Raw genomic sequence first — 26,003 nt, 5'->3', positions numbered from 1 at the left:
AGAATGCTGGCAGCGCCGCGTCGGGGTGGCAACCCGCGTGCATCGGGATACGCGGGTCGGGTGGCGTGGTGGCCGTTCAGCGAATGAACTGCTCGATGTAATCGTCCGGCAGGCCGAGCGCCTTGTAGTGGGCGCGGGCGGCCTCAAGCTTGGTGAACACGTCCTCGTACCCCACGGCGACCCCTTGTGGGTCGACATAGGTGTAACCGCCTTGCACGTGGAACCAGGTGATCATCTCTTCGACGTCCTGCGGCACGAACAGGGTGTGCGTTTCGCCTGGTGGCTCGAAGGCGAACGAGCCTTCCTCGGCGACCCAGTCGTGCTCCAGGTAGTACCAGCGGCCCTTGAGCACCAGTGCGTGCACGCCGCCGGTGTGGCGGTGACGCGACAGCACACCGCTCTGGCGCACCCGCAGCAGGTTGATGTAATAGCCGCCAGAGACGCTCAGCAGCAAGGGCTTGAACGATACCGAAGCGGTCACCGGGACCCACAGTTGGTCGTCTTCGAGCCACTTGCCGAGTACACCGGGGTGGACCATGTCGGGGGACATGAACGGTACTTGCGGCAGTTGATAGGGGATGGCCAGTTCGTCGGGTTTGGGGGCAATGCTCATGAGGGCTTCCACAGTTGGGTTTCTTGAATCCCCGGCCCGTTCAGGGCCGGGGTTGCAGGCAGCTTAGGGATGCGCTGCAGGGCGAAAAAGGGCTTGCTCGGCACAGCAGCTGTGACGCGGGGTCACGGCTGGCAGGCCTCGAACTGCAAGGCGCTGCGCTGGGCCGACAGCGCCGGCTGGCGCTTTTGCAGGTAGACGCCGATGGCCACCAGCACGGCCGTCAGCCCCAGGGTGCTGAGCAACTCGGCCCGCTGGCCGGGGAACGCCGCCATGATGGCGAACACGCTGACGATCAAGGCGATGGTGAACAGGGTCAGCCAAGGGAACAGCCACATGCGCACCGCCAGTGGCCTGCCCAGGGCAACCAGCTTGCGGCGCATGCACAGTTGGGTGATGGCGATCACCAGGTACATCAGCAGGGCCAGTGCACCGCTGGTGGCCAGCAGGAACTGGAACACCTGGGCCGGCAGCAGATAGTTGGCGGCCAGCGCCGCCAGTGCGGCCGCCGAGGTCAGGGCCACAGCCAGTAGCGGCACGCCCTGGGCGGTGGTGCGGGAAACAGCGTCGGGCGCATCGCCGCGGCGCGCCAGTGAATAGACCATTCGCGACGCCGTGTAGATGGCCGAGTTCAGGCAGCTGGTGACGGCCACCAGCACCACGATGCTCATGATGCCCGGCGCCCAAGGGATGTTCATCGCGTTCAGCACCGCTTGGTACGAGCCCTGGGCCAGGCCCGGGGCGTTCCACGGGATCAGGCACACCACCACGAACATCGAGCCGAGGTAGAACAGGCCCAGGCGCCACACCACGGCCCGGATGGCCTTTTTGATGTTGGCTTTGGGGTCGGGTGATTCGGCGGCGGCGATGGTCACCACCTCGCTGCCCTGGAAGCTGAACATCGCGGTCAGCAGCGCAGCGACGATGGCCACATTGCCGTTGGGGGCGAAGCCGCCGTTGGCGTACAGGTTGCTGATGCCGCTGGTGGCCGAGCCGGGCATCAGGCCCAGGATCGCCAGCACGCCGAGCCCGATGAAGCTGACGATCGACACCACCTTGAACAGCGACAGCCAGTACTCCAGCGTACCGAACGAACCGACACTGAGGCTGTTGCACAAGACCAGTACCAAGGTCATGGCAAAGGCGGTGAGCCAGTGCGGCAAGCCCAGCCAGTCACCCAGGATGTTGCCGGCAACGATGGCCTCGATGGCGATCACCAGCACGTAGAACCACCAGTACAGCCAGCCAATCGAAAACCCGGCCCAGCGCCCGATGGCCTGGTCGGCGTAGGAGGAAAACGAGCCGGTGTCTGGCCGCGCCGTGGCCATCTCGCCGAGCATCTGCATGACCAGCACCACGATCGCTGCGGCAATCAGGTACGCCACCAGTACCGCCGGCCCGGCGGTGACGATGGCGTTGCTGGAGCCCACGAACAGGCCGGCGCCAATTACCCCGCCGATCGAGATCATCGTGACCTGCCTGCCTTTCAAGCCCGTCCCCAGCTTGTTGTTTGTATTGCCTTGATCGCCACGCATCGGCTTGCACCTCGGTTGCTCGCTTGTTGTTGTCGTGGGCCGTCTGCGCAACGGCCTTGCAGGGTCACCTTAAGCGGCAAAGGCGTGTGGGATTAGCCGGCCAGGCGTCACACCGGGTGTGAACACAGTTCATAGCTGAGCAGGGCAGTACCCGGCAGGCAGGGCAGGGCCGCGCAGTCGGTCCGATATAACCCTGTTGCCGGACGGGAAGGCGCACACTCGAAACAGCCCAGGACTTCTGGGCATTGAGAGGTGCGTATGACCACTGGCAAGCGCTTCACGGATATCGATGCCCCAGGTGCCAAACCCTATGAGGACGCAGACTGGCCAACCGGGGAAGACGACGAGGACAGTGAGCAGGACGAGCGCTCCAAAGCACAGGCTTCTGATGACCATAGGGATGAGAAGGCGCGCACGGAAGGCGAAAGAGGTTCGGGTCGGCCGGACCCGTCCAGGGCTTCTGAGGCTGAACGGTACAGCTATCAGCCTTGGCAAAAAATCAAGCCGTGATGGCCCCGGCCCAGGGTCAGGCGCCCTGGGCCTCTGTATACCCGATGGGTTCACACCGGTGCATCAGCGCCTGCCTGCTCGAGCAAGCCACTGGTCTGCAGGTGTCTCAGTGCTTGTCGGTGAAGTGGTGAGGGTAAAGCACCCGGTCAAGTTCCAGCTTTTCAGCATCCCCCACGCGCTTGCGTACTTCAGCGTAGAACTGCTGGCTCTGGTTCTGGAACCTGATGTAATCGCGGCTACAGGCCTTGAGCGCTGTGCTGAGCTGCTCACCGGTCAGCCCCTGTGCGTGCTTTTGCGAGGCAAGATATGCCTGCCAGCTGTTTTCCACCTGCTGCAGCCCCTGAGCGAGCGCTGTTGTCTCGATTGTCGCCATTGCTGCACCCTCTTTGAGCCGTTAACGGCCCGTCGGTGTGGATCGCCCGAGCGACGATGGACCTGCGATGCTTTGCCGGGCACTGGTGTGGCCTCGGAAACCCGAGCTTAGCCTGTTTTCACGAGGGCGCCTGCACCGTGCGCCAAACGGCGGCGGGCGCACGCGGCACGTAGGCGAGCAGCCGGCATCGTGATGATGCGTCCGGGCGCAGTGCTGTCGATGGTTGGCGCTGCACCTGAAAAAGCCGCGCAAAGGCCCAACGTCTGTGGCAGTGTTAGGCATCTGGCCAGCCCCACAGTGGTTCCACATGCAAACTCGCAAAACCGGTGTTCGCGCCCAGCAGGCGGACCGCACCAGGCACAACATTCTTCAGGCGGCGGTGAAGGTCTTCAGCAAGGAAGGCTTCACTGGCGGGCGCATCGAGCAGATATCCTCGCTGGCAAACTCCAATGACCGGATGATCTACTACTACTTCGGCAACAAGGAAAAGCTGTTCATCAGCGTGCTGGAGCACATCTACGCAAGCTTCAACCAAGCTGAAGCCAAGCTGCGACTGGACCTTTCCGACCCCGAGGCGGCACTGCGCGAGCTGGTGGCGTTCATCTGGGACTACTACGTGCGCCATCCCGAATTCGTCACCCTCCTGGCCACAGAGAACCTCCATCAGGGCAAGCACGTCAGGCAGTCGCAAAACCTGAAGGGGCTGTCCGGCGAGGCGGTCGGCGTACTGCGGCCGATCGTCGAGGCGGGCCAGGCCAAGGGCGTGTTCCGCACGGATATCGACATCAGGCACACCTACCTGATGATTGCCTCGCTCTGCTATTTCTATAACTCCAACCGCTACACGCTCAGTTCGTTTCTTGCCGTGGACCTGGCCGATAAACAGGCCAAGTCCGACTGGCTGGCGTTCATCAGCGACCTGGCCTTGCGCGGGCTGCGCTGCTGACGGGCAAGCGCACGGGTCAATGGCTGCCGGGGTTGGCGCGCACCTGAGCGCTCTTGGCCACCAGCCCCTCCCAGGCCGGCTTTTGGGCCGCAAAGCGCTGGCGCAGGTAAGCGGCAAGGTCCGCCACCTGGCGGTTCGACAAACTGTCCTTGAACCCTGGCATGTAGCCCAGCTCACGTGTCGCCGGCGCCGGTATGCCGTGCAGTATCACGCGCAGCAGGTTGTCCGGCAGGTCGCTGTGAACATTGCTGTTCACAGCCATGGACGGGCTGACCCCGAACAGCTTCGGCCCCAGCCCGTCGCTGTGGCAGGCCATGCACGCGCCCTTGAACACCCGCTCGCCATTGCTCAGGGACACCTGGGTGTCGACTTGCGCTGGCGCCTTGGCTGCGACCGCCTGCGGCGTGCCGTCCAGTGAGGCCAGGTAATGGGCAATGGCGCGTACATCGCTTTGCGGCAAAGTTGCCAGTTCGCTGACCACCGGCCCCATGGGGCCGGCAGCCACGCCATGCTTGTCGGAAAAACCGGTGCTCAGGTAGGTGAACAGCTCATTCTCGCTCCAGGGGGTCGATGACTTGCCCAGGGCATTGAGTGCAGGCGCTTCCCAGCCATCGACCATGCCGCCGGCTAGGTAGCTGTTGCCGCTTTTCTCCGCGCCCATCAGGTTGCGTGGCGAGTGGCACGCCGCGCAGTGGCCGAGCCCGTCGACCAGGTAGGCGCCACGGTTCCATTGCTCGCTGCGCTGCGGGTCGGGCTGGTATTCGCCGCGCTTGAGAAACAGCGCGTTCCAGCCGGCCATCAGTGGGCGCTGGTTGAACGGGAAGCGCATCTGATTGGCCGAGGGCGCCTGGTACACAGGCGTTTGCGACATCAGGTAGGCGTACAGGGCCTGCATGTCGGCGTCAGTGATGTTGCGAAATGACGTGTAGGGAAAGGCCGGGTACAGGTGCCGGCCGTCGCGGCTGATGCCTTCGCGCATGGCCCGTTCGAAGGCGGCGAACGACCACCGGCCGATACCGGTATCCGGATCGGGAGTGATATTGGTGCTGTAGAGCGTACCGAACGGAGTCTCCATCGCCAGGCCACCGACATTGACCTTGCCGCCTTGTACCGTATGGCAGACAGCACAGTCGCCGGCAGCAGCCACTTGGCGCCCGCGCTCGAGCATCGAGGCCGACCAGCTGCCAGCAGCAGGTGGTGTCACCGGGGCGATTTCAGCGCGCCAGGGCAGGGCGGTAGCGGCCATGCCCAACGCGGCGCCGAACACTCCGGCGATCGAGCCGAACCACCATTTCGAGCGCTTCGGCGCGGGCTGTGCCGGCGCCGGCCCGTCGGAGCCCTGGCCATCGCCACTCAGTGCCTCGCGCACCCGCTCAGCCGTGATCGGCAGCTCGCGGAAACGAATGCCGGTGGCATCGAACACGGCGTTGGCGATGGCTGCTGCACTGGGTACCGAGGCTGATTCACCGCTGCCCATCGGCGGCTCGTGTTGGCGCGGCAGCATCATTACATCGATGGCCGGCACCTCGGGGAATGTCAGGATCGGGTATCCGCCCCATTCCTTGCTCGCCACCGTCGATTCTTCGAAGCTCACCTGCTCCTTGAGCACGCGGCTGGTGGACTGAATTACATTGCCGTGTATCTGGTGCCGCACCCCGTCGGGGTTGACCATCATGCCGGCGTCATGGCCGATGACCACACGCGTCACGGCGACCTCGCCGGTGCGCCGGTCCACTGCAACATCGGCGACCCAGGCCGCCCACGCAGCCCCGAAGCCCGGGAACTTGCTGTGGATGTAGCGTGCATAGGCGAAACCGCGTCCGCGCAACACATCACCTTCGGCGGGTGTCTGCATGGGCTCGGTGCGCGGCTGCCAGCCGGCGCGCTCGGCCGTGGCTTTGACCAGGTCGATGGCGCGCGGATCGCTGAGGTGCTTGAGGCGGTACTCGACCGGGTCGACGCCTGCTGCAAAGGCCAGTTCGTCGATGTAGGACTCATGGGCGAAGCTGTTGGGCATGGCCGACACACCACGCATCCACGAGGCGCGTACCAGGGGCGTCATGTCATTGATGGTGACGCGCATGTGCTCGTAGTCGTAGGGGGGAATGGAGGTGCGGTCGCCCATTTCGAACAGTGCCGGTACCGGCTCCACCGCGCCTGTGAGCAGCAGGGCGAGCGTAGGTGCACCGTTGGAGGGGTAGCTGGTCTGGAAATCGTAGGCGGCGACCGTGCCGTCGGCATTCAGGCCGCCATCGATTTCCATCAGTTGCGCGGTACCCTTGGGTTCCCAGGCATGTTCCTGCTCGCGGGTCAGCTGCACCCGCACCGGGCGGCCGACTGCACGCGACAGCAGCACTGCATCGGCGCAGACATCGTCGGCGCAGTTTCGGCCATAGCAGCCGGCCGCTTCCATGCGGATGATCTCGATGCGTTGTTCGGCACAGTCCAGCAGCCAGGCCAGGTCTGCACGCAGCAGGTGCGGGTTCTGGGTGCCCGACCAGACGCGGATCTGCCCGTCGGTGTAGTCGGCGAGCGCGCAGGAGGGGCCAATCGAGCCATGCAACTGGTAGGGCCAGAGATAGCTGCGGCTCAGGCGCTGGCTGGCGTTGGCGATGCCGGCGTCGACATCGCCCTGGTCCAGCACAGTGCGTTGCACACGGGGGTTGTCGCGGATTGCTTGAGCGACATCGCTGAGGTCAGGCAATTTGCCGGTGAGCGGCTTCCAGCTGAGCTTCAAATCATGGGCGGCGCGGATCGCCTGCTCCTCACGCTCGGCAACCACACCGACGAAGTCACGGATGACCACCACCGCGACCACCCCCGGCACATGGGCAATAGACGATTCGTCCACTGCCAGCAGGCTGTTGCCGACGAACTCGCCACTGTCGTGGCCTGCATAGGGCGGGCGGATCACCCGGCCATGCAGCATGTCGGGCAGGCGCATGTCGTGGACGTAGGTCAGTTCGCCGGTCGCCTTGCCAGGGATGTCCACCCGTGCCGCGCTGCGACCGACCAGGCGGTAATCCTCGACGGCCTTGAGCGGCGCATCGTCGGCAATGTGCAGTTGATGGCGCTGCCCGCCGACCAGGTCGGCAAAGCTCAGGGTGCGGCCATCTTCGGTAATCAGCGTGCCGGCATCCATGCGCAACGCCTGCACCGGGCAGCCCAGGCGCAGGCTGGCCTGTTCCAGCAGGAAGCGCCGCGCCGTTGCTGCGGCCTTGCGCAGCGGCACGGCGGAAATCTGCAGGGTCGCGCTGGCGATGGTAGCGCCCTGGTTCGGCGCCCGCTCGGTGTCACCCAGCACCATGTGCACCTGGTCCATGCGCAGGTCGAGTTCTTCGGCAACGATCTGAGCCAGCGAAGTGCGGATGCCGGTGCCCAGGTCAACGTGGCCATTGAAGGCGTAGACCATGCCGTCATCGCTTACGGCAAGAAACAGCGCCAGCTCACGCGCCTTGACCGTGGGTGTCACACCCTTGGCCACAGGGCCCGAGGGCGGCGTGATCTGGTCGACGATCAACAGTACGCCGGTTTTGCCCAGCAACTGGTCGCGGGTGGGAACGTGTTGGGAGTGGTTCATGTTCTGCTCCGGGTCTCAGGCCTGGCGGCCGGCAGCGCGGCGCACTGCGCGCAGGATTTCGACATGGGTGCCACAACGGCACAGGTTGCCTGACAGTTCGTTGCGGATCTGTTCGTCACTGGCGTCGGGGATGCGGTCGAGCAGGGCCTTGGCGGTCATGATCATGCCGTTCATGCAGTAGCCGCACTGGGCGGCCTGCTCATCGATGAACGCCTGTTGCACCGGGTGTGGCGCGGCCTTGCTGCCCAGGCCTTCGAGGGTGGTGATGTCGCGGTTGGCGGCGCCGGACAGCGGGATCACGCAGGCGCGTGCGGCCACGCCGTCGATGATCACCGTGCACGCCCCGCACTCGCCCAGGCCGCAGCCGTACTTGGGGCCGTTCAGGCGCAGGTCGTTGCGCAGGACCAGGAGCAAGGGCGTGTCGGCCATGGCGCTGACTTCGACATCCTGGCCGTTGACCCGCAGGGGGAGGGTGATTTGCATGGTTGGCTCATCTCTGGAAGTTTGCATGCCGTTCAAAAGCGAGTACCTGCGCTACCAAACCACTCAAGTGGTGCGCTTGTTTAGGTAAGTACTCACTACATGAAATGTTCAGGCAAGAAGCAGGCCAGGGACGATTCCGTAGGGGTTGCTCGGGGTATTGGGCGCGCTCAGCCCGCCTGATCGTCCCCGTCGATCATCTTGCGCAGCAGAAACAGGATCGCCACCCGCTCTGCGGCGTTCAGGCAGCCCATGCTCAGTTCACTGATTTGCCGGGCGCAGGGGATCATCGCATCGAGCAAGGCTGCGCCACTGTCGGTGAGCCCGACAATGACCTTGCGCCGGTCATCCGGGTCTGGTGACAGCTCGATCAGCCCGCGTGCCTTGAGGCGTTCGACAATGCCGCGGATGGTCGCCTGATCGACGGCGGTGGCCTTGATCAGTTCGGCTTGGGAGCTGGGGCCGTGGTCGCGCAGGGCGCACAGGGTGACGAACTGGATCGAGGTCAACTGCGGGTCGCACGCCTGTTGCTGGAAAATCGCGGTGTGCCGTTGGTAGGCCTTGCGTAAAAGGTGGCCGACCTGTTCGGTCACGTCGTAGGGGGTAGTGTCGGGTGCAGCGGGAGCGGGGGTGTTTTTATTCGACATGGGTTGGCTTGGGCTGTGTGGGTTGGCTGGCCGGCCCCCCGGAACGGGGCGCCGGGCCAGTATAACCACTATCGCGCCTTGGACTCCTCAGGCGCGACCACATCACCGGCCAGCACCACGGCCTGGTCATCCAGGTAGATATCGCAGTTGCGCAGCGGAATATCCAGATGGCAGGGGGTCTTGCGCTTGCCCCCGACTTCGGTGTTGGGGCCGGTGGAGAACAGGAAGTTGCCATAGAACGCGCGGGCATCCATGCACATGCCGTCGTTGCGGTCGTGCAGCCCCATGGCGGTCCACTGGGCACGCGGCTGCAGGCCCCAGCCGATATGGGAGATGCCGTAGACCTCGGGGTCGTTGAAGTACTTCATGTAGTCGCGCAGGTACTCGGCCTCGAAGCCGCCATGGATGCCGGTAATGAAGCCTTTCTCGATCTCCAGGGTGATGCGCTCGCGGCAGTAGTTCTTGAACGGCAGGATGATGTCGCCCACATCCAGTACCAGCGTGCCTTCGGCGCTGTCCTCGTTCGGCCAGGTGAACAAAAAGCCGCTTGGCCAGTGGTCCCAGCGGCCGGGCTCGTCGGCATAGCCGTATTCGGTAACGGCCGGGTATTGGCCCAGTGGGGCGTGGAAATCACTGCCGGCCCTGGAACGCACCTGCATCGTGCGGGCTTGCTTGAGCTGGGTTTCGGCGGCCAGCACGCGGCGCTTGTCGTCTTCGCTGGGCAGCATGCGCGCCAGGACTTCCGGGGGTTCGACCGCCAGCAGTATGCGCGTTCCGGTCTTCAGGATCTGCTCCTGCTCGGGTGAGTGCAGCAGCATCATGGTGTCGACGACCAGGTCGGCGGCTTCCAGCGCCCGCTGGGCTGCCAGGTTGCCGGTCAGGGCGGTGTCGCCGCAGTAGGCGGTCATGTCGTTGCCCATGGCCGTGGGGTGGTTGAACGCGGGCAATTCCACGGCGTAGACCTTCGCCTTGAGCCGCTGCGCCGCTTCCATCGCGGCACTGACCGTACGCGGGTCGGAGTAGTGGCTCTTGAGCACGGCGACGCTCTGAGTTTCGTCCACCCGGGACAGTTTGAGTACGTGTTCGAACATCTGGGTCAGTTCTGCGTTGCTAACCGGCATCAGCTTTCTCCTGGCAGGCCTCGATGAAACCGAAATGCCGCACCGCAGTGGTGCGGGGCGCTTTATCTCGGTGCAAATTAATAGTGTGTACGCCCTATATGCGTTGATGAAAGCGTATCCGGCCTGCAAGCGCAAGTGGTGCGTTGAAACGTTACGAATCCACACATAGCCTAGATAATACGGTTACATCTAGCCGGCTCGCCGATTTCGATCACCCGTTTGAATTTTTTTGAATATTCCCCTTCCCAATAAAAAAATACAGCGTATACACTCTAATTCGTCAGGCGGTTCGGCTGACTACATCACAGAACAAGAGGGGACATACCTATGCGGGGCAGGCAGAAAATCGCAATCGTCGGTGCAGGATTGGGCGGGGCAGCCGCCGCCACTTTGTTGCAGCAGGCCGGCTTTGAGGTCGACGTGTACGAGCAGGCACCGGAGTTCACCCGCCTTGGCGCGGGTATTCACATCGGCCCTAACGTGATGAAGATATTCCGCCGCATGGGGTTGGAGCAGAAGCTGGAGCTGATGGGGTCGCACCCGGATTTCTGGTTCAGCCGCGACGGCAACACGGGTGACTACCTGGCGCGCATCCCGCTGGGTGATTACGCCCGCCGTGAATACGGTGCCTCGTACATCACCATTCACCGTGGCGACCTGCACGCCCTGCAGATCGATGCGATCAAGCCGGGCACCGTGCACTTCGGCAAGCGCCTGGAGAAGATCCTGGACGACGGCGATCAGGTACGCCTGGACTTCGCCGACGGCACCCACACCGTGGCCGACATCGTCATCGGTGCCGACGGCATCCATTCGCGCATCCGTGAAGCGCTGCTGGGTGTCGAAGCGCCGATCTACAGCGGCTGGGTGGCTCACCGCGCACTGATCCGCGGCGAGCATCTGGCGCAACATGCCGACGTGTTCGAGGACTGCGTGAAATGGTGGACCGAAGACCGCCACATGATGGTCTATTACACCACCGGCAAGCGCGACGAGTACTACTTCGTCACCGGCGTCCCGCACGAGGCGTGGGACTTCCAGGGCCCGTTCGTGGACAGCAGCCAGGAAGAAATGCGTGCTGCGTTCCAGGGCTACCACCCCACTGTGCAAAAGCTGATCGACGCCACCGAATCGATCACCAAGTGGCCGTTGCGCAACCGCAACCCGCTGCCGCTGTGGAGCCGTGGCCGCCTGGTGCTGCTGGGGGATGCCTGCCACCCGATGAAGCCGCACATGGCGCAAGGCGCGTGCATGGCCATCGAGGACGCGGCGATGCTCACCCGTTGCCTGGAAGAGACCGGGCTGTCCGACCACCGCACCGCCTTCGCTCTGTACGAGGCTAACCGCAAGGAACGCGCTTCGCGGGTGCAGGCGGTCTCCAACGCCAACACCTTCCTCTACACCCAGGAAGACCCGGCATGGGTCTATGGCTACGACCTCTACGGCCAGGCGCTCAAGAGCGGGGAGGCAGCATGAGCACCTTCGTCGCCGGCGGCAACGTCAACGCCAACGGTATCCGTCAGCATTACCTGCGTTACGGCGGCAAGGGCCCTGCGCTGATCCTGGTGCCGGGTATCACCAGCCCGGCGATCACCTGGGGCTTCGTCGCCGAGCGCCTTGGGCAGCAGTTCGACACCTATGTGCTGGATGTACGCGGCCGCGGCCTGTCCGCGAGCGAGCCTGCACTGGACTATGGCACCGATGCCTGCGCTGCGGACATTCCGGCGTTCGCAGCGGCGCTGGGCCTGGCCAGCTACCACCTGGTCGGCCATTCGATGGGCGCGCGTTTCGCCATCCGCGCCGCCGCGCAAGGGGCGCCCGGGCTGCAGCGCCTGGTGCTGGTCGACCCGCCGGTATCCGGGCCGGGTCGGCGCGAATACCCGAGCAAGCTGCCGTGGTACGTCGACTCTATCCGGCAGGCCTGCAGTGGCATGAGCGGTGACGACATGCGCGCCTTCTGTGCAACCTGGACCGACGAGCAGCTGGCGCTGCGCGCCGAGTGGCTGCACACCTGCCACGAGCCTGCGATCGTGCGTGCCTTCAACGATTTCCACCAGGTGGACATCCACCAGGACTTGCCCCGCGTGCGCCAACCGGCATTGCTGATGGTGGCGGGGCGAGGCGGGGTGATCCAGCCCCAGGACATCGCCGAGATCCGTGAGCTCAAGCCGGACATCCAGGTCGCTCACGTCGACAACGCCGGCCACATGATTCCCTGGGATGACCTCGAAGGCTTCTTTGCCGCCTTCGGTGATTTCCTGGGCCACCCCCTTGTCTGAAGGAGCACGCGACATGACCAAGCCCTACCGTATCGGCCAGATCGTGCCGAGTTCGAACACCACCATGGAAACCGAGATCCCGGCGATGCTCCTGGCCCGCCAGGCGATCCGCCCGGAGCGCTTCACCTTCCACTCCAGCCGCATGCGCATGAAGCAGGTGAAGAAGGAAGAACTGGCGGCGATGGACGGCGAGTCCGACCGCTGCGCAGTGGAACTGTCAGACGCCAAGGTGGACGTGCTCGGCTATGCCTGCCTGGTGGCGATCATGGCCATGGGGCTGGGGTATCACCGCCAGTCAGAGAAGCGGTTGCAAAAAGCCACTGCCGACAACGACGCACTGGCGCCGGTCATCACCAGTGCCGGTGCGCTGGTGGAAGCCCTGCACGTGATGAAGGCCAAGCGCATCGCCATCGTCGCGCCCTACATGAAGCCGTTGACCGAACTGGTGGTCAACTACATCCGTGAGGAAGGCTTCGAGGTGCAGGACTGGCGCGCGCTGGAAATCCCCGACAACCTCGCCGTGGCCCGTCACGACCCGGCCAACCTGCCGGGCATCGTCGCCGGCATGAACCTTGAGGGCGTCGATGTGGTGGTGCTTTCGGCCTGCGTGCAGATGCAGTCGCTGCCGGCAGTCGCCAAGGTCGAGGCGCAAACCGGCAAACCGGTGGTCACCGCTGCCATCGCCACCACCTACGCCATGCTCAAGGCGCTGGACCTGGAACCGGTGGTTCCGGGCGCTGGCGCCTTGCTGTCGGGCGCCTACTGAATCGGGAGACGAACATGAGCGACGCACAAAGCGCCAGCGACAACTACCAGGGCGTATGGGGTCAGCGTATCGGCTTCGGGCGCAAGGCAGCCCTGCTGATGATCGACTTCATGCAGGGCTACACCACCCCCGGTGCGCCGCTCTACGCCCCCGGCGTGGTGACGGCGGTCGAGCAGGCTGCCGTGCTGCTGGCATTGGCCCGGGACTGCGGTACGCTGGTGGTCCATACCAATATCCGCTACCAGGCCCCGCATTTTGCCGATGGCGGCGTGTGGGTACGCAAGGCGCCGGTAATGAAGGACATGGTCGAAGGCAACCCGCTGGCGGCGTTCTGCGAGGCCGTCGTGCCACGGGCTGATGAGCCGGTGCTCACCAAGCAGTACGCCAGCGCGTTCTTCGGCACCAGCCTGGCACCGCTGCTGCATGCACAAGGGATCGACACCGTGGTGCTGGCCGGCTGCTCCACCAGTGGCTGCATCCGCGCCAGTGCGGTGGATGCGCTGCAGCACGGCTTGCGAACCATCGTGGTGCGTGAGTGCGTCGGTGATCGCCACCCCGCGCCGCACGAAGCAAACCTGTTCGACATCGACAGCAAGTACGGCGATGTCGTCAGCCTGCAGGAAGCCATGGCGCAACTCCAGCGCCTGGCCAGCTGAAACCGCACACCTTGCACCCATAACAATCAAGTAACGGCGCGGGAAGCCCGTTGCATGACCGTCCGCTGTGCGGGCGGCCACCCCGCAGGAGCACCCGGGGTCTTGTGACGCCATCCTCAAACGCCGCGTATAGTGCGCGGCGCGCCCGGAGCGTCGAAAACTGCTGGCCTGAAAACAAAACCACAAAGTCACCCGCCAGGAGACAGGAAATGCCAATTGCGAATGCAACAGCGGTCCACAGCGACATCGACCAATCGACTCAAGCGCTTTACCGCAGGATCACCTGGAGGCTCATACCGTTCCTGTGCTTCTGCTACCTTGCGGCCTACCTGGACCGCATCAACGTCGGCTTCGCCAAGCTGCAGATGCTCGAAGACCTGCAGTTCAGCACCGCAGCCTATGGCTTGGGGGCGGGCCTGTTCTTCGTCGGCTACATCATCTTCGAGGTGCCAAGCAACCTGGTCCTGCAGCGCGTCGGCGCCAAGCTGTGGATCGCCCGCATCATGATCACCTGGGGCCTGCTCTCGGCCTGCACCATGTTCGTCACCACCACCACGCAGTTCTATGTCCTGCGCTTTCTGCTCGGGGCGGCCGAAGCGGGCTTCCTGCCGGGGGTGCTGTTCTACCTGACCATGTGGTACCCGACCTATCGGCGCGGGCGCATCATCGCGCTGTTCATGATCGGGCTGCCGCTGTCGAGTGTGATCGGCGGGCCGATCTCGGGCTGGATCATGGGCCACTTCGACCAGGTGCATGGCCTGCAGGGCTGGCAATGGCTGTTCCTGCTGGAGGCGATCCCCAGTGTGCTGCTCGGTATCCTGACGTTCTGGGCATTGCCGAATAACTTCCAGCAGGCCAAGTGGCTGTCCGCAGACGACAAGGCACAACTGGCCGCCGACCTTGCCGCCGACGATGCCGAAGGCAAGGGCAGCAAGCACAGCTTCCGCGACGGTTTCTTCAACCTGAAAGTGTGGATGCTCGGTGGCATCGATTTCTCGATCCTGCTGAGCGCCTACGCCATGGGCTTCTGGATGCCCACCTTCATCCGCGACGCCGGTGTCAGCGATACCTTCCATATCGGCCTGCTCACGGCGATCCCGAGCCTGGCGGCATTGCTTGGCATGTTGATGATCGGGGCCAGTTCCGACCGTCATCGCGAACGCCGCTGGCACATCATCGTGCCCTTCATCATCGGTGCAATTGCCATGGCCAGCAGCACCCTGTTCAGCCAGAACCTGGTGATGACCGTGCTGCTGTTCGCCATCGCCTCGGCAGCCATCATCGGCGCAGTGCCGGTGTTCTTCAGCCTGCCGGCGACCTTCCTCAAAGGCACCGCTGCGGCGACCGGTTTCGCCCTGGCGTGTTCGCTGGCCAACATCGCGGGGCTGGTGAGCAACTCGCTGATGGGGATGGTCACCGACCTGACCGGCACCTCCCATGCGGCGCTGTGGGTGTTCGCCCTCTGCTTGCTGCTCAGCTGCTTCCTGGTCATCGCCTTGCCGGCCAAGCTGGTCAACCGATAACGGCCTGACCCTTCGCGTCACGGCAGTGCAAGCGGGCCAGCCAGCCCGCTTGAAGACCCTTCCAAAAACACTCCGCGCGGGTGGCCTCAAGGCCACTGCGGCGGGGAGCTGTTGCCCGAATCCAGGAGTCGTTTTCAAATGCCCGTTAACATGCCACAGCGTCATTCCCCGACCGCGCGCCTGGCTGGCGGCTGTATCGCCGCAGCCCTCTGTGCTGAAGCGACGGCCGAAGAGGCCGGTTTCATCGAGGGCGCCAGTGCTACGCTGCAAGCGCGCAATTATTTCTTCAGCCGCGATTATGCCGATATCAAAGGCGCGAGCACCCAGTCGCGCACCCAGGAGTGGGCCCAGGGCTTCATCCTCAATGCCGCCTCTGGCTACACCCAAGGCCCCATCGGCGTTGGCATGGACGTCACCGGGCTACTGGGCTTCAAGCTCGACAGCAGCCCCGCGCATGCCAGGTCAGGGCTGTTGCCCAGCCTTGACAGCGGCCAGTCGGCAGACGATTACAGCCGCCTTGGCGCGGCGGTGAAATTCAAGGTGTCGCGCACCGAACTGAAGGTGGGCGAATTGATGCCCAACCTGCCGGTGTTGCTGTTCAGCGACCTGCGCCTGCTGCCGCCGACCTACCAGGGCGCCATGCTCGAGTCCCGCGAGTTTGCCGGGTTGACCTTGAGCGCCGGGCAGTTTCGCTCCACCAGCCTGCGCGACTCCTCCAACAGCCAGAAGATGTATGCCCTGGTCAATGACCCGATCAACCCTTCACGGTTGGCGCGATTCACCAGTGATCGTTTCAATTATGTCGGCGCGGACTATGCGTTCAACGACAACCGTACCCAGGTCGGCGTATGGCAAGCGCAACTGGAAGACATCTACCAGCAGCGGTTCTACAGCCTCAAGCACGCCGAACCTTTGGGTGACTGGACCCTGGGGGTGAATGCCGGCTACTTCGATGCCCAGGAGGATGGCCGGCAGATCGCAGGCCGTTACGACAACCATGCACTGTTCAGCCTGTTCTCGGCCAAAACGGGTGGGCATACCTTCTATGTGGGGTACCAGCAGATCGGCGGGGACGACGGGTTCATCCAGGTTGGCGCCAACACCAACCCGATGGGCAATACCCTGCCCACCTATGAGTTCGCAGCGCCCGGTGAGCGTTCGTGGCAGGTTCGTCACGATTACAACTTCGTTGCGCTGGGGATACCCGGGCTGACCTCGACGCTGCGCTATGTAAAGGGGCGTGACGTGGAGACCGGCCTGGGCTTCGAGGGGCGTGACCGGGAGCGCGATCTGGACCTTGCCTATGTGGTGCAGAGCGGCCCCCTGGCCGGGCTGGGGGTGCGGGTTCGCAACGTGATGGCCCGCTCGAACTACCGCACGGACATTGACGAGAACCGGTTGATCCTCAGTTATACGGTAAAGCTGTTCTGACCCCGGGCTGGCTTACTCCTGCGCCTGGGCCCCGGCGACATGCCGACCGGCCACATAACCGAACGTCAGCGCCGGGCCCAGGTTGATGCCCCCGGACGGGTACCAGCCGCCGAACACGCTGGCCATGTCGGTGCCCGCTGCATACAGGCCGCCGATGGGCTGGCCGTGTTCATCCAGCACACGTGCGTGGCCGTCGGTGCGCAGGCCGGCGAAGGTGCCGAAGCAGCCGGGCTGCACCTTGACCGCGTAGAACGGGCCTTGCTCGATCGGCGCGACGCAGGGGTTGGGCCCCTTGTGTTGGGGGTCGCCCTGTTTGCGGTTGAACGGGGTGCTGCCGCGCCCGAACTCAGGGTCCTGGCCTTGGCGCGCGTGGCGGTTGTACTCGGCCACCGTGGCACTCAGCCCCGCAGGGTCGATGCCGCAGGCGCGGGCCAGCAGTTCCAGGCTGGCACCGCGCTTGAGGTAGCCGCTGCGCAGGTGTGGCCACACCGGCAGCGGGGCGGGGCGGGCGTGGCCAAGGCCATACCGGCGCAGGAAGCGGTGGTCACAGATCAGCCAGGAGCAAGCTTGCTCGTCTTGCGGTACGGCGTCGAGCATGGCGGCGACATAGTCGTAGTAGCCGTGCGCCTCGTTGACGAAGCGCTTGCCGTTGGCCAGCACACCGATGATGCCCGGCTTGCCGCGTTCGATGATGTGCGGGAAGTGGCCGACGCTGCCATCACGGTGCGCTACCTTGGACACCGGGGCCCAGGCGACCGCCGACTTCAGGTCGGTGGCTACCACGCCGCCGGCTGATTCGCCCAGGCGCAGGCCGTCGCCGGAGCACGACGGCGGCGGCAGTGCGAGGTTGTCGTGGCCACTGGCATCGCGCGGGAACAATTGCCGGCGCCGCACGGGGTCGTGAGCAAAGCCACCAGCGGCCAGCACCACGGCTTTGGCGCGAAGCGTAATGTCGCCCTGCGCTGTACCGATCACCGCGCCACGCACCTGGCCGTCCTCCATCAGCAGGCGTTTGGCTGGCGCAGACTCAAGCAGGCGCACGCCCAGGTCTTCGGCCGACTTGGCCAGGCGCGCCACCAGTGCCACACCGTTGACCAGGTGCATGGCCCGGCCATGGCGGGCAAGGTGGTACAGGTGGCGACTGAAGCGCTTGCACACATGCCAGAAGGCGCGGGGCGAGCGGGTCATGTTGAGAAAGGCCGCAAGGTCGGCGCCAGCCATGATCGGCATGCCCATGAACGAGGTTTCGCGCAGTGTCCTGCGCAAGCGTGGCAACAGCGCACCGAGTTCGCGGGCGTCATAAGGGGCGGCGATGACCTGGTGCCCACCGGTGGCGGCGCCAGGAGTGTCGCCGTGCATGTCGGGGATGGCGTTGCCCTCAGCGAACTGCAGGGCCGTGTGTTTCTCGAAAAAGGCGACCATGTGCGGGCAGGCTTCGAGAAAGGCGTCGATGCGCTGCGCATCGTAATGCGCGCCCAGTTCGTTGCGCAGGTAAGTGCGTGGCTGCTCGATGTCTTCTTCGATACCGGCGCGGCGCGCCAGCGGGTTGCGCGGCACCCAGGCCCAGCCGCCGGACCAGGCCGTGGCGCCGCCGAACACCGGGTCTTTTTCCACAAGGGTAACCCGCTGCCCATGCCAGGCAGCCGTGACCGCAGCAGCCAGCCCGGCGGCGCCGGAGCCAATGACCAGTACATCGCATTCGGCTTGCAAGGTGTCGGTGGGCATTGCGGGTCTCCGGTATTATTATTGGAACAAGGTTCCATATTCTTCTTGGTTGACCCGCCGGGATGCAAGTGACGCCAGCAAGTAGTGGTCGATAAACGGACACTTCAGCGCTGGTCAGCTGCGGTGGCCAACGAGATATGGAATCATCTTCCAGAATTTGCCTTCTTTATCAGGAAACCCTGTCATGGCCGGTAGTCAGATCGAACGCGCCTTCAGTCTTGTAGAAAGCCTTGCCGCCGAGCCCCAGGGCCTGGGCCTGCAAACCCTGGCTGACCAGCTTCAGATCCCCAAGAGCGCAGCCCATCGCATGCTCGCTGAACTCGCGCGCCTGGGCTACGTACGCCAGAACCGTGACAACAGCCGCTACCAGTTGTCCGCCAAGCTGGTGGCGCTGGGCTTTCGCTATCTGTCCAGCAGCGGCGCCGACATCATCCAGCCGATACTCGACCGCCTGGCCCAGGAAAGCGGCGAGCTGGTACGCCTGGGCGTGATCGACGGTGCCCGCCAGACCTGGATCGCCAAATCCCAGGGCGCGCGGTCCGGTTTGCGTTACGACCCGGACATGGGCCGCGATGCGCCCCTGTTCTATACCGCCTCCGGGCATGCCTGGCTGGCCAGCCTGAGCGATGACGAGGCGCTGCAGATGGTCCTGCGCCAGGGCATTGCCGACCCCGAGCAATTCGGCCCCAACGCGCCGCGCTCCACTGAACAGTTGCTGAGCTACCTGGCGGGCGCCCGTGAGCGGGGTTATGCCTGGGTCGAGCAAACTTCGGCAGTCGGTACCTCGGCCCTGGCTGCGGTGGTGCGTCGGCCGCAGGGTAACGAGGTCATTGGCGTGCTGAGCATTGCCGGGCCCAGTGCGCGCCTTTCGCAAGCACGCCTGCCGGAGCTGGCGCCGTTGTTGTTGGCGGCGGTGGAGGAGTTGTCGGCAGCCAGTCAGGCGAGTGAGTTGTTTGCCTGACATGCACGGCAGCACGGGCCTGCCTCTGAACTTTCCGGTCGATTACCGCCCACTCTATGCCCAGCGTCCTTTTGCAAAGCGGACCGCAGTTCTAAATTAGCGATAGCTGATTTTGGAACTGGGTTCCGAAGTTGCCAGAACAACAATGAAAAGAGGACCGCCCGTTGAACGCACCCCTTCGCATCGCCCTTATTGGCGCCGGCATCATGGGCCGCCAGCATTACCAGCATCTGAGCCAGGTGCCGCAAGCGCAGTTGTGCGCGGTGGCCGACCCCGGCCCCCAGGCTGAAGCCTTCGCCGCCGAGTGCGGGGTGGCGTATTTCGCCGATCACCGGCAGATGCTGGAGGTTGTGCGCCCCGAGGCCGTGATCGTGGCCAATCCGAACAACCTGCACGTGGCCACCGCCCTCGATTGTGTCGAAGCCGGCGTGCCGGTATTGGTAGAAAAACCGGTGGGAGTGCACCTGGATGAAGTGCGGGCGCTGGTGGAGGCGTCGCGCCGCTGCGGCGTGCCGGTGCTGGTCGGCCACCACCGGCGGCACAACCCGCTGATCGCCAGCGCGCGCGGCGTGATCGCCGAAGGGGCCTTGGGCCGGTTGGTCAACGTCACCGCGCTGTGGCAGTTGCAAAAGCCCGACAGCTATTTCGACACACCGTGGCGCCGCGAGCCCGGCGCCGGTTTCCTGCTGACCAACCTGATCCACGACCTCGACCTGCTGCGTTACCTGTGCGGTGAGGTGGTACAGGTGCAGGCGTTCACCCGTAACCAGGTGCGCGGCTTTGCCAACGAGGACAGCGCGGCAGTGTTGCTGGAGTTCGCCAACGGCGCGCTGGGCAGCCTGACCGGCTCCGATGCGGTGGCAGCGCCGTGGAGCTGGGAGCTGAGCTCGGGAGAAAGCCCTGTCTATCCACGCCAGGCAGACCAACCCTGCTACCTGCTGGCCGGCACCCGGGGAGCGCTGAGCATCCCGCAGCTCAAGCACTGGCAGTACGCCGAGGCAAACTCGGGTTGGCATACACCGTTGCTGCAGAGCGAGGCGGGCATCCCGGCGGGGGCGGCATTGACCCTGCAGTTGCAGCACTTTGTCCGTGTTGCCCGTGGGCAGGAAGCGCCACTGACCGATGCCGCTGACGGTGGCCGCACCTTGGCGTTGATCGAGGCGATCCGCCAGGCGGCCGCCACCGGCCGGGCTTGCGCGCCAGAGACAATCGTGTGAGCCGCGTGAGCGTTCTTTCGCCCCGTACCCATTTGCCCGCAGGTAACCCGCATGACTGATCGAATCTTTTCCCTGGCCGCGCTCACCGTACTGGAGCTGTCACCCCCGGCAATGGTCGAAGCCGCCGCCCGTGCCGGTTACAGCCACGTTGGCCTGCGCTTGCTGCCAGCGACCAGCGAAGAGCAGCACTTCCCGCTGGTTACCGATGCCGAGCTGCGCCGCCAGACCCAGGCGCGCCTGCGCGACACTGGCATCAAAGTCCTGGACCTGGAAATCCTGCGTCTCAAACCCGACACCTGCGTGGCCGATTTCGAGCCGATGCTGGCGGTCGGTGCCGAGCTTGGCGGCAGCGAACTGCTGGTTGCCGGCAACGACCCGAGCGAGGCGCGCCTCACCGAGCGCTTCGCTCAATTGTGCGACCTGGCTGCCGGCTACGGTATTCACCCGCATCTGGAGTTCATGCCCTGGACCGACGTTCGCGACCTGCAACAGGCCATGCGCATCGTTGCCAACGCAGACCGCCCGAACGCTTGCGTACTGGTGGATGCCTTTCATTTCAACCGCTCCGGGTCGTCGCTCGACGACCTGGCGCGCCTGGCCCCGCAGCGCATGCGCTACGCCCAGTTGTGTGACGTGGCTGGGCCGGTGCCGGCAGACATGGATGAAATCTTGCGCCAGGCCCGTAACGAGCGGCGTTTTCCGGGGGAGGGTGATGCCGACCTGACGGGCCTGTTGCGCGGGTTGCCAGCGAGTGTTCCGTTAAGCCTGGAGATCCCCACGCGGCAACTGCTGGAGCAGGGCGTCAGTGGCGAACAGCGTGCGCGGATGGCGCTGGAGAAGGCCCGGGCGGTATTGGCGTTGATTTGAGCCAAGGGGCCGCTTTGCGGCCCATCGCCGGCAAGCCGGCTACCATAGGTAACGCGCAGACCTCAAGAACTGCGCGGTTCCGGCAGGAGCTGATCAGGCCTGTCCGGGCTGCGGTGATCCGCACAGCGCCAGGCCCGCGAGGTACCCAAAGGTCATCCCGGGCCCCAGTGTGATACCGCCACTGGGGTAGTGCCCGCCCATAATGCTGTGCATGTCATTGCCCACGGCAAACAGCCCCGGTATGGCTTGCCCTGCACCATCGAGCACCCTCGCCGAAGCATCGGTGCCCAGCCCGGCAAAGGTGCCGAGGCTGCCCGGCAGCAACTTCACTGCATAAAAAGGGCCGCGCAGCAGGGGCCGCAGCGAAGGGTTCGGCGCCTGTTCAGGCTCACCCTGCGCCCGGTTGTACGCCGAGGCGCCGCGGCCAAAGTCAGGGTCCACGCCCTGCGCCGCATGCTGATTGAAACGCGCCACAGTGCCCTGCAATTGCTGGCCATCTATGCCACAACGCGCGGCCAGTTGCGCCAGGTCGTTGCCGCGCAACAGGTAGCCACGCCGTTCATAGAAGCGGGCAGGGAAGGGAAACGGTTTGGCCCAGCCGATGCCATAGCGACGCTGCGCGGCGTGGTCGCAGATCAACCAGGCCTCATAAGGCTCGCCCTCTGGCGTAGCGGCGAACAGCGCATTCATGAAGTCGTGGTAGCAGTCCGCCTCGTTGACGAAGCGTCGGCCGTCACTGCGCACTGCAATGAAACCAGGCTTGGCGCGGTCGATCAGGTGCGGGAAATGCCCAGCGCGGCCATCGCCGCGCGGCACCTGCGATACCGGCGCCCAGGCACCGGCATGGGCCAAGGTGGTAGCGACCTGGGCGCCAGCCTGCTCTCCCAGGCGCAGGCCATCGCCGCTGTTTTCCGGCGGCGCGGCAGAGTAATGGCCAACCCCGTCGGGCGCGTGCGGCATCAGTTGCGCGATGCGCTGGCGGTCATGGGCAAAGCCGCCACAGGCCAGCACTACGCCACGCCGCGCCTGGATCAGCTGGCCATCGGCACACTGCGCGCCGCTGATGCGTGCCCCTCCCAGCAAGGCAATGGCCGCTTTGTCGGTCAGCAGCGTGACGCCCAGGTCCAGGGCACTGCGTAGCAGGCCGGCCACCAGCGCGTTGCCGTTGACCAGTTGCAGACCGCGCCGGTGCCGCAACAGGTCGCGCCCGTGACGCAACAGGCGTTTGGCCACATGCCAAGCCGCCCTGGGCGATTGGCGAGCATTGAAGAAAGCCGCCATGTCCGTGCCACCGGCGATGCCCATGCCGGCCAGGCTGACGATGTCCAGCGGTGGCCGCAGCCTGTGTATCCAGGGCCCGAGCAGGCGGCCGTCATAGGGCAGTGCACACAGTGCTCGCCCGCCGTGGGCGCTGCCGTCGCCTTCACGCATGTCGGGGAGCTTCGTACCGCACTGGAACTTCACGCGGGTGTGCTGCTGGAAGAACGCCACCATTGCGGGGCCATGGCGCAGGAACGCCAGTTGGCGTGCGTCCAGTTCAGCGACGCGGGTCTGGGCACGCAGGTAGCGCTCTGGTGCATCGTCGGTTTCGACCAGGCCTTCGGCCACGGCCAGCGGGTTGCGCGGTATCCATAGCCATCCGCCCGACCAGGCGCTGGTGCCGCCAAGCCGGGGGGCTTTTTCCGCCACGATCACCTTCAGGCCGTGGTGCGCGGCGGTAACCGCCGCAGCCAGGCCGCTGGCACCGGAGCCGATGACAAGTACGTCACACTCAAGGGGTTGCATGGGTGCACTCCGGTTCCGTTTTCACTGCAGCGGCGAGAAGCCTGTAGGCCGCAGCAGGCGTGATTGCAGCCGCAGTACGGCGCCCAGTTCACGGTTGCGCCGTGAAAACTCCGCCCAGCGCGGGTCTGCGGCCATCGCCGCACGGCGTTCGCTGCGTTGGTCCAGGCTGGCATAACCCCAGATGTGCACCACCTGGTTCACCTCACCGAATTCGCTGGTGAAGAAGCCGACCAGGTTGCCCAGGTGTTCGCACTGCACCGCCAGTGCGTGGCTTTGGTAGAGAGCCAGCCAGTCAGCCATTTTCAGTGGGTCGAGGGTGTAGGTTCTCATTTCGAAGTACATGGGAGCGTCTCCATTTCAGGGCTGTGGGCTTGCAGGCGTTCAGCGATATGGCTGGCAGCGATCCAGCCGAAGGTGAGGGCAGGGCCGAGGGTGATCCCTGGGCCTGGATAGGTGCCATTCATCAACGCGTTCATGTCGTTGCCGGCGGCATACAAGCCTACGATCGGCGCACCGGCGCGGTTGAGTACATTGGCGTTGGCGTCGGTCACCAGGCCGCGCGCGGAGCCAAGGTCGCCGGTGTGAATACGGATGGCGTAGAACGGGGCCTTGGCCAGTGGCGCCAGGCACGGGTTGGGCTTGTGCTGCGGGTCGCCCATGTAGCGGTTGTAGCTGTTGCCGCCCTTGTCAAATTGCCGGTCGATGCCGCTGCGGGCGTCGGCGTTGAAGCGCTCCAGTGTTTCCTGCAGCACCTGCGTGGCCACGCCGATGGCCCGGGCCAGCTCTTGCACTGAGCCGGCGCGGTGCAGGTAGCCGGCTTCGATCAGGGCCGTGTTGTCCACCGGTTTGGGCCGTGCCAGGCCCAGGCCGTAACGGTTCATGGCCTGGGCGTCACAGACCAGCCAGCAGGTGCTGATGCCGTTGGCGAACATGGCCTGGACGAAGTGGTGATAGGAGTTGGATTCGTTGACGAAGCGCCGCCCGGCCGGGTCGAGCGCAATGACCCCTGGCTTGGCGCGGTCGGTGACCAGGTGCGGGAAGCGCTCGCGCTCACCACTGGCATGGCGCCGCTCGGAAACCGGCGCCCAGAAGAAGTTGGCGACCAGGCCCTCGCCCTGGGCTGCATCCACCGCCTGGGCAAGGCGCAGAGCAGCACCGTCGTTGCTGGGCGGGGACATGCTGAGGTGTGGCGCGTCAGGGGCCGGCCGGTAGGCCGCAGCCAGCGCACCCGCAGCAAACCCGCCCATGGCGCAGACCACACCGCCGCGGGCATGGACCTGGGTGCGGCGGCCCTCATGCTGTACTTCCACGCCGGTGACCGTGCCGTGCTCGACGATCAGTGCCTGCGCTTCGCTGCGCAACCACAGGTGCGCGCCGTGGGCAAAGGCTGTGCTGGCCAGGCGGGCGACCAGCGCGTTCCCCGTGGTCAGGCGCGTGCCACGGTGGTGGCGAACACGGTCCAGTGCGTAGCGCGCCATCAGTTTCAGGCAATGCCACAGTGACCGGGGTGAGCGGCGTAGGCTCAGGAAGTGCTGAATGTCCTCGCGGTTGACCATCATTGCGCCGAACAACAGCATGCCCGGTGGTGGCATCTTCAAGTCCTTGAAGCGCGCGCCGAGGCGGCGGCCGTCATACTCGACCATTTCCAGCGCCCGGCCGAACGCCGTGGCGCCGGGTGCGTCCGGGTAATAGTCCGGGGAGTGCGGGCGCAGTGCGTAGCGCAGTTCGGTGTTGTGCTCCAGCCAGCGCAGCGCCTGGTGCCCGCGCGCGATGAAGGCGTCCACCAGTTCGGCGTTGTAGCCGGTACCGATGATGGTTTTCAGGTAGGTCCTGACGGCCTCGGGCGAATCCTGGGCACCGGCGGCGCGCGCCTGATCGGAGCCATACAACCATGCTGCTCCGCCGGAGATCGCCGAGGTACCGCCAAAGTGTTCGGCCTTTTCCACCACCAGGACCTTCAGGCCCAGGCGTGATGCCGTGGCGGCGGCAGCCAGGCCACCGGCGCCGCTGCCGAGCACGACCAGGTCGTACACCGGTTGCGCGTTTTCGATAGGGGGCATGGTCTCAGATCTCCAGTGGCGTGACGCCCATGAAGGCGCCCAGGTGGCCAAGCTGCGCAAAGGCCATTTGCGCGCCAGTCTGGACTGCGCAGCCGCGTTCGCGCGCCTGCTCCAGCAGTGGGGTGATCTCCGGTGAGGTGACAACATCGGCCACCAGCGTGGCGGCGTTGAGCGTGCCCAGCAGGGCAGCGGGCAGCGGCAGCTCGCCCGTGCCGCCCATGCCCACGGGCGAAGCGTTGACCACCAGGTCGAAGGCGTCCAGCGCGCTGTATGCAGTGGTGATGCCGACGCCAGGGAAGGCCTTGCCCAGCAGCTCGGCAAGTGCTGCAGCGCGCGACGTTTCCGGGTCGCTTAGGGTGACCTGGGCGACCCCGGCCTCACCCAGTGCGTAGGCAATGGCACTGCCGACGCCGCCGCAACCAATGACCAGCACTCGCTTGCCCGCAGGGTCGAAGCCGTGCTTGCGTGCTGCGCCCAAAAAACCTGCGCCGTCTACGTTGTCGCCATACAGGCGGCCATCGTTTTCGCGCCGTACCACGTTCACCGAGCCCAGGGCTGCTGCACGTTCGCTCAGGCCGTCCAGGCGGGTGGCAAATGCCTGCTTGTAGGGCACGGTCACCACGCAACCGCGCAGGTTGCGCCAGCCGCGCAGGGTGTCGATAAAAGCGTCCAGCGCGGCGTGCTGCAAGTCGATGGGCAGCATGGCCAGGTCAAGGCCATTGTTGCTGAACCAGGTGTTGAAGTTTTCAGGCGATTTCACCTGGGCGATGGGCGAACCGACGATGGCGACCAGCGCTGTCGAACCTTTGATCATGGTGACTTCCGTTTGGGGTGTTGTTATGGAAGTCAGGGTGATGCGGCAGCGGCGTTGTCACAATGCGCTTGCCAACGGTTTGATGCGATAATCGCATTGATAAAGCGATATTCGCAG

At 65.0% G+C, this 26,003-nt stretch carries 23 protein-coding genes; 11 read left to right on the top strand and 12 right to left on the bottom strand.

Annotated elements, in window-relative coordinates; genetic code table 11:
* Positions 1-76: 76 nt before the first annotated feature.
* Positions 77-613 carry a 2,4'-dihydroxyacetophenone dioxygenase family protein gene (locus IWW33_RS00990; RefSeq protein WP_046785581.1) on the bottom strand — a complete coding sequence of 179 codons (537 nt, stop codon included), beginning with the start codon at positions 611-613 and terminating at the stop codon, positions 77-79.
* Positions 614-735: 122 nt separating this feature from the next.
* Complete coding sequence (locus IWW33_RS00985) at positions 736-2,145, bottom strand: amino acid permease (RefSeq protein ID WP_119688765.1); 1,410 nt, start codon at positions 2,143-2,145, stop codon at positions 736-738.
* A 258-nt stretch (positions 2,146-2,403) separates the two neighbouring features.
* Here IWW33_RS00985 and IWW33_RS00980 point away from each other — a divergent pair, with 258 nt between their 5' ends.
* Positions 2,404-2,655 carry a hypothetical protein gene (locus tag IWW33_RS00980; protein WP_174141414.1) on the top strand — a complete coding sequence of 84 codons (252 nt, stop codon included), beginning with the start codon at positions 2,404-2,406 and terminating at the stop codon, positions 2,653-2,655.
* Positions 2,656-2,761: 106 nt separating this feature from the next.
* Here the strand turns inward: IWW33_RS00980 and IWW33_RS00975 are convergent, their stop codons facing one another.
* Positions 2,762-3,028, bottom strand: a complete 267-nt coding sequence (locus tag IWW33_RS00975) for a hypothetical protein (protein ID WP_046785578.1) — start codon at positions 3,026-3,028, stop codon at positions 2,762-2,764.
* A 307-nt stretch (positions 3,029-3,335) separates the two neighbouring features.
* Here IWW33_RS00975 and IWW33_RS00970 point away from each other — a divergent pair, with 307 nt between their 5' ends.
* On the top strand, positions 3,336-3,974 hold the full coding sequence (locus tag IWW33_RS00970; RefSeq protein ID WP_115275155.1) for a TetR family transcriptional regulator: 639 nt from the start codon (positions 3,336-3,338) through the stop codon (positions 3,972-3,974).
* A gap of 16 nt (positions 3,975-3,990) precedes the next feature.
* Here the strand turns inward: IWW33_RS00970 and IWW33_RS00965 are convergent, their stop codons facing one another.
* The 4 genes from IWW33_RS00965 to IWW33_RS00950 all read right to left on the bottom strand — a co-directional run bounded on the left by IWW33_RS00965 (position 3,991) and on the right by IWW33_RS00950 (position 9,802).
* The gene (locus IWW33_RS00965; RefSeq protein WP_174141415.1) at positions 3,991-7,554 is read right to left on the bottom strand and encodes a molybdopterin cofactor-binding domain-containing protein; all 3,564 of its coding nucleotides are present in this window, start codon (positions 7,552-7,554) and stop codon (positions 3,991-3,993) included.
* 15 nt (positions 7,555-7,569) lie between these two features.
* Complete coding sequence (locus IWW33_RS00960; protein WP_046785575.1) at positions 7,570-8,037, bottom strand: (2Fe-2S)-binding protein; 468 nt, start codon at positions 8,035-8,037, stop codon at positions 7,570-7,572.
* Between the two features lie 167 nt (positions 8,038-8,204).
* Complete coding sequence (locus tag IWW33_RS00955) at positions 8,205-8,681, bottom strand: MarR family winged helix-turn-helix transcriptional regulator (RefSeq protein WP_174141416.1); 477 nt, start codon at positions 8,679-8,681, stop codon at positions 8,205-8,207.
* 68 nt (positions 8,682-8,749) lie between these two features.
* A complete protein-coding gene (locus tag IWW33_RS00950; protein WP_046785574.1) occupies positions 8,750-9,802 on the bottom strand; it encodes a 2,5-dihydroxypyridine 5,6-dioxygenase in 1,053 nt (350 codons plus the stop codon).
* Positions 9,803-10,129: 327 nt separating this feature from the next.
* On the opposite strand from IWW33_RS00950, the gene IWW33_RS00945 reads away from it, so the two are divergent.
* The 6 genes from IWW33_RS00945 to IWW33_RS00920 all read left to right on the top strand — a co-directional run bounded on the left by IWW33_RS00945 (position 10,130) and on the right by IWW33_RS00920 (position 16,457).
* On the top strand, positions 10,130-11,278 hold the full coding sequence (locus IWW33_RS00945; protein WP_012314029.1) for an FAD-dependent monooxygenase: 1,149 nt from the start codon (positions 10,130-10,132) through the stop codon (positions 11,276-11,278).
* Complete coding sequence (gene nicD, locus IWW33_RS00940) at positions 11,275-12,081, top strand: N-formylmaleamate deformylase (protein ID WP_174141417.1); 807 nt, start codon at positions 11,275-11,277, stop codon at positions 12,079-12,081. The genes IWW33_RS00945 and nicD overlap by 4 nt, the downstream gene beginning before the upstream one ends.
* A gap of 13 nt (positions 12,082-12,094) precedes the next feature.
* Positions 12,095-12,847, top strand: a complete 753-nt coding sequence (locus IWW33_RS00935) for an Asp/Glu racemase (protein WP_115275151.1) — start codon at positions 12,095-12,097, stop codon at positions 12,845-12,847.
* 14 nt (positions 12,848-12,861) lie between these two features.
* A complete protein-coding gene (locus tag IWW33_RS00930) occupies positions 12,862-13,503 on the top strand; it encodes an N-carbamoylsarcosine amidohydrolase (RefSeq protein ID WP_046785571.1) in 642 nt (213 codons plus the stop codon).
* Positions 13,504-13,712: 209 nt separating this feature from the next.
* A complete protein-coding gene (locus tag IWW33_RS00925) occupies positions 13,713-15,026 on the top strand; it encodes an MFS transporter (RefSeq protein ID WP_012314033.1) in 1,314 nt (437 codons plus the stop codon).
* A gap of 138 nt (positions 15,027-15,164) precedes the next feature.
* Positions 15,165-16,457, top strand: a complete 1,293-nt coding sequence (locus IWW33_RS00920; RefSeq protein WP_125922881.1) for an OprD family porin — start codon at positions 15,165-15,167, stop codon at positions 16,455-16,457.
* Positions 16,458-16,469: 12 nt separating this feature from the next.
* Here the strand turns inward: IWW33_RS00920 and IWW33_RS00915 are convergent, their stop codons facing one another.
* The gene (locus IWW33_RS00915) at positions 16,470-18,182 is read right to left on the bottom strand and encodes an FAD-dependent oxidoreductase (RefSeq protein ID WP_174141418.1); all 1,713 of its coding nucleotides are present in this window, start codon (positions 18,180-18,182) and stop codon (positions 16,470-16,472) included.
* 184 nt (positions 18,183-18,366) lie between these two features.
* On the opposite strand from IWW33_RS00915, the gene IWW33_RS00910 reads away from it, so the two are divergent.
* From IWW33_RS00910 to IWW33_RS00900, 3 genes are all read left to right on the top strand, one after another.
* Complete coding sequence (locus IWW33_RS00910; RefSeq protein ID WP_012314036.1) at positions 18,367-19,143, top strand: IclR family transcriptional regulator; 777 nt, start codon at positions 18,367-18,369, stop codon at positions 19,141-19,143.
* Between the two features lie 164 nt (positions 19,144-19,307).
* Positions 19,308-20,360, top strand: a complete 1,053-nt coding sequence (locus tag IWW33_RS00905; RefSeq protein ID WP_174141419.1) for a Gfo/Idh/MocA family oxidoreductase — start codon at positions 19,308-19,310, stop codon at positions 20,358-20,360.
* 51 nt (positions 20,361-20,411) lie between these two features.
* Complete coding sequence (locus IWW33_RS00900) at positions 20,412-21,227, top strand: sugar phosphate isomerase/epimerase (protein WP_115275145.1); 816 nt, start codon at positions 20,412-20,414, stop codon at positions 21,225-21,227.
* 93 nt (positions 21,228-21,320) lie between these two features.
* Here the strand turns inward: IWW33_RS00900 and IWW33_RS00895 are convergent, their stop codons facing one another.
* The 4 genes from IWW33_RS00895 to IWW33_RS00880 are packed head-to-tail and all read right to left on the bottom strand — an operon-like array spanning position 21,321 to position 25,886.
* Complete coding sequence (locus tag IWW33_RS00895) at positions 21,321-23,012, bottom strand: FAD-dependent oxidoreductase (RefSeq protein ID WP_174141420.1); 1,692 nt, start codon at positions 23,010-23,012, stop codon at positions 21,321-21,323.
* 21 nt (positions 23,013-23,033) lie between these two features.
* Positions 23,034-23,354, bottom strand: a complete 321-nt coding sequence (locus tag IWW33_RS00890; RefSeq protein ID WP_115275143.1) for an NIPSNAP family protein — start codon at positions 23,352-23,354, stop codon at positions 23,034-23,036.
* Positions 23,339-25,072 carry an FAD-dependent oxidoreductase gene (locus IWW33_RS00885; RefSeq protein ID WP_174141421.1) on the bottom strand — a complete coding sequence of 578 codons (1,734 nt, stop codon included), beginning with the start codon at positions 25,070-25,072 and terminating at the stop codon, positions 23,339-23,341. The genes IWW33_RS00890 and IWW33_RS00885 overlap by 16 nt, the downstream gene beginning before the upstream one ends.
* Positions 25,073-25,076: 4 nt before the next feature.
* On the bottom strand, positions 25,077-25,886 hold the full coding sequence (locus IWW33_RS00880) for a shikimate dehydrogenase (protein WP_115275141.1): 810 nt from the start codon (positions 25,884-25,886) through the stop codon (positions 25,077-25,079).
* Positions 25,887-26,003: the final 117 nt, after the last annotated feature.

It is taken from the genome of Pseudomonas sp. M2 (assembly GCF_015751845.1).
In the GTDB taxonomy this organism is placed as follows: Bacteria; Pseudomonadota; Gammaproteobacteria; order Pseudomonadales; family Pseudomonadaceae; genus Aquipseudomonas; species Aquipseudomonas putida_E.
The sequence above is the reverse complement of the archived record's forward strand: the minus strand, read 5'-3'. Positions and strand labels throughout refer to the sequence as shown.

Excerpts from the sequence above, each read along its gene's own strand:
- IWW33_RS00990 (WP_046785581.1), bottom strand. The coding sequence starts at position 613 with ATGAGCATTGCCCCCAAACCCGACGAACTGGCCATCCCCTATCAACTG.
- IWW33_RS00985 (WP_119688765.1), bottom strand. The coding sequence starts at position 2,145 with ATGCGTGGCGATCAAGGCAATACAAACAACAAGCTGGGGACGGGCTTG.
- IWW33_RS00980 (WP_174141414.1), top strand. The coding sequence starts at position 2,404 with ATGACCACTGGCAAGCGCTTCACGGATATCGATGCCCCAGGTGCCAAA.
- IWW33_RS00975 (WP_046785578.1), bottom strand. The coding sequence starts at position 3,028 with ATGGCGACAATCGAGACAACAGCGCTCGCTCAGGGGCTGCAGCAGGTG.
- IWW33_RS00970 (WP_115275155.1), top strand. The coding sequence starts at position 3,336 with ATGCAAACTCGCAAAACCGGTGTTCGCGCCCAGCAGGCGGACCGCACC.
- IWW33_RS00965 (WP_174141415.1), bottom strand. The coding sequence starts at position 7,554 with ATGAACCACTCCCAACACGTTCCCACCCGCGACCAGTTGCTGGGCAAA.
- IWW33_RS00960 (WP_046785575.1), bottom strand. The coding sequence starts at position 8,037 with ATGCAAATCACCCTCCCCCTGCGGGTCAACGGCCAGGATGTCGAAGTC.
- IWW33_RS00955 (WP_174141416.1), bottom strand. The coding sequence starts at position 8,681 with ATGTCGAATAAAAACACCCCCGCTCCCGCTGCACCCGACACTACCCCC.
- IWW33_RS00950 (WP_046785574.1), bottom strand. The coding sequence starts at position 9,802 with ATGCCGGTTAGCAACGCAGAACTGACCCAGATGTTCGAACACGTACTC.
- IWW33_RS00945 (WP_012314029.1), top strand. The coding sequence starts at position 10,130 with ATGCGGGGCAGGCAGAAAATCGCAATCGTCGGTGCAGGATTGGGCGGG.
- nicD (WP_174141417.1), top strand. The coding sequence starts at position 11,275 with ATGAGCACCTTCGTCGCCGGCGGCAACGTCAACGCCAACGGTATCCGT.
- IWW33_RS00935 (WP_115275151.1), top strand. The coding sequence starts at position 12,095 with ATGACCAAGCCCTACCGTATCGGCCAGATCGTGCCGAGTTCGAACACC.
- IWW33_RS00930 (WP_046785571.1), top strand. The coding sequence starts at position 12,862 with ATGAGCGACGCACAAAGCGCCAGCGACAACTACCAGGGCGTATGGGGT.
- IWW33_RS00925 (WP_012314033.1), top strand. The coding sequence starts at position 13,713 with ATGCCAATTGCGAATGCAACAGCGGTCCACAGCGACATCGACCAATCG.
- IWW33_RS00920 (WP_125922881.1), top strand. The coding sequence starts at position 15,165 with ATGCCCGTTAACATGCCACAGCGTCATTCCCCGACCGCGCGCCTGGCT.
- IWW33_RS00915 (WP_174141418.1), bottom strand. The coding sequence starts at position 18,182 with ATGCCCACCGACACCTTGCAAGCCGAATGCGATGTACTGGTCATTGGC.
- IWW33_RS00910 (WP_012314036.1), top strand. The coding sequence starts at position 18,367 with ATGGCCGGTAGTCAGATCGAACGCGCCTTCAGTCTTGTAGAAAGCCTT.
- IWW33_RS00900 (WP_115275145.1), top strand. The coding sequence starts at position 20,412 with ATGACTGATCGAATCTTTTCCCTGGCCGCGCTCACCGTACTGGAGCTG.
- IWW33_RS00895 (WP_174141420.1), bottom strand. The coding sequence starts at position 23,012 with ATGCAACCCCTTGAGTGTGACGTACTTGTCATCGGCTCCGGTGCCAGC.
- IWW33_RS00890 (WP_115275143.1), bottom strand. The coding sequence starts at position 23,354 with ATGTACTTCGAAATGAGAACCTACACCCTCGACCCACTGAAAATGGCT.
- IWW33_RS00885 (WP_174141421.1), bottom strand. The coding sequence starts at position 25,072 with ATGCCCCCTATCGAAAACGCGCAACCGGTGTACGACCTGGTCGTGCTC.
- IWW33_RS00880 (WP_115275141.1), bottom strand. The coding sequence starts at position 25,886 with ATGATCAAAGGTTCGACAGCGCTGGTCGCCATCGTCGGTTCGCCCATC.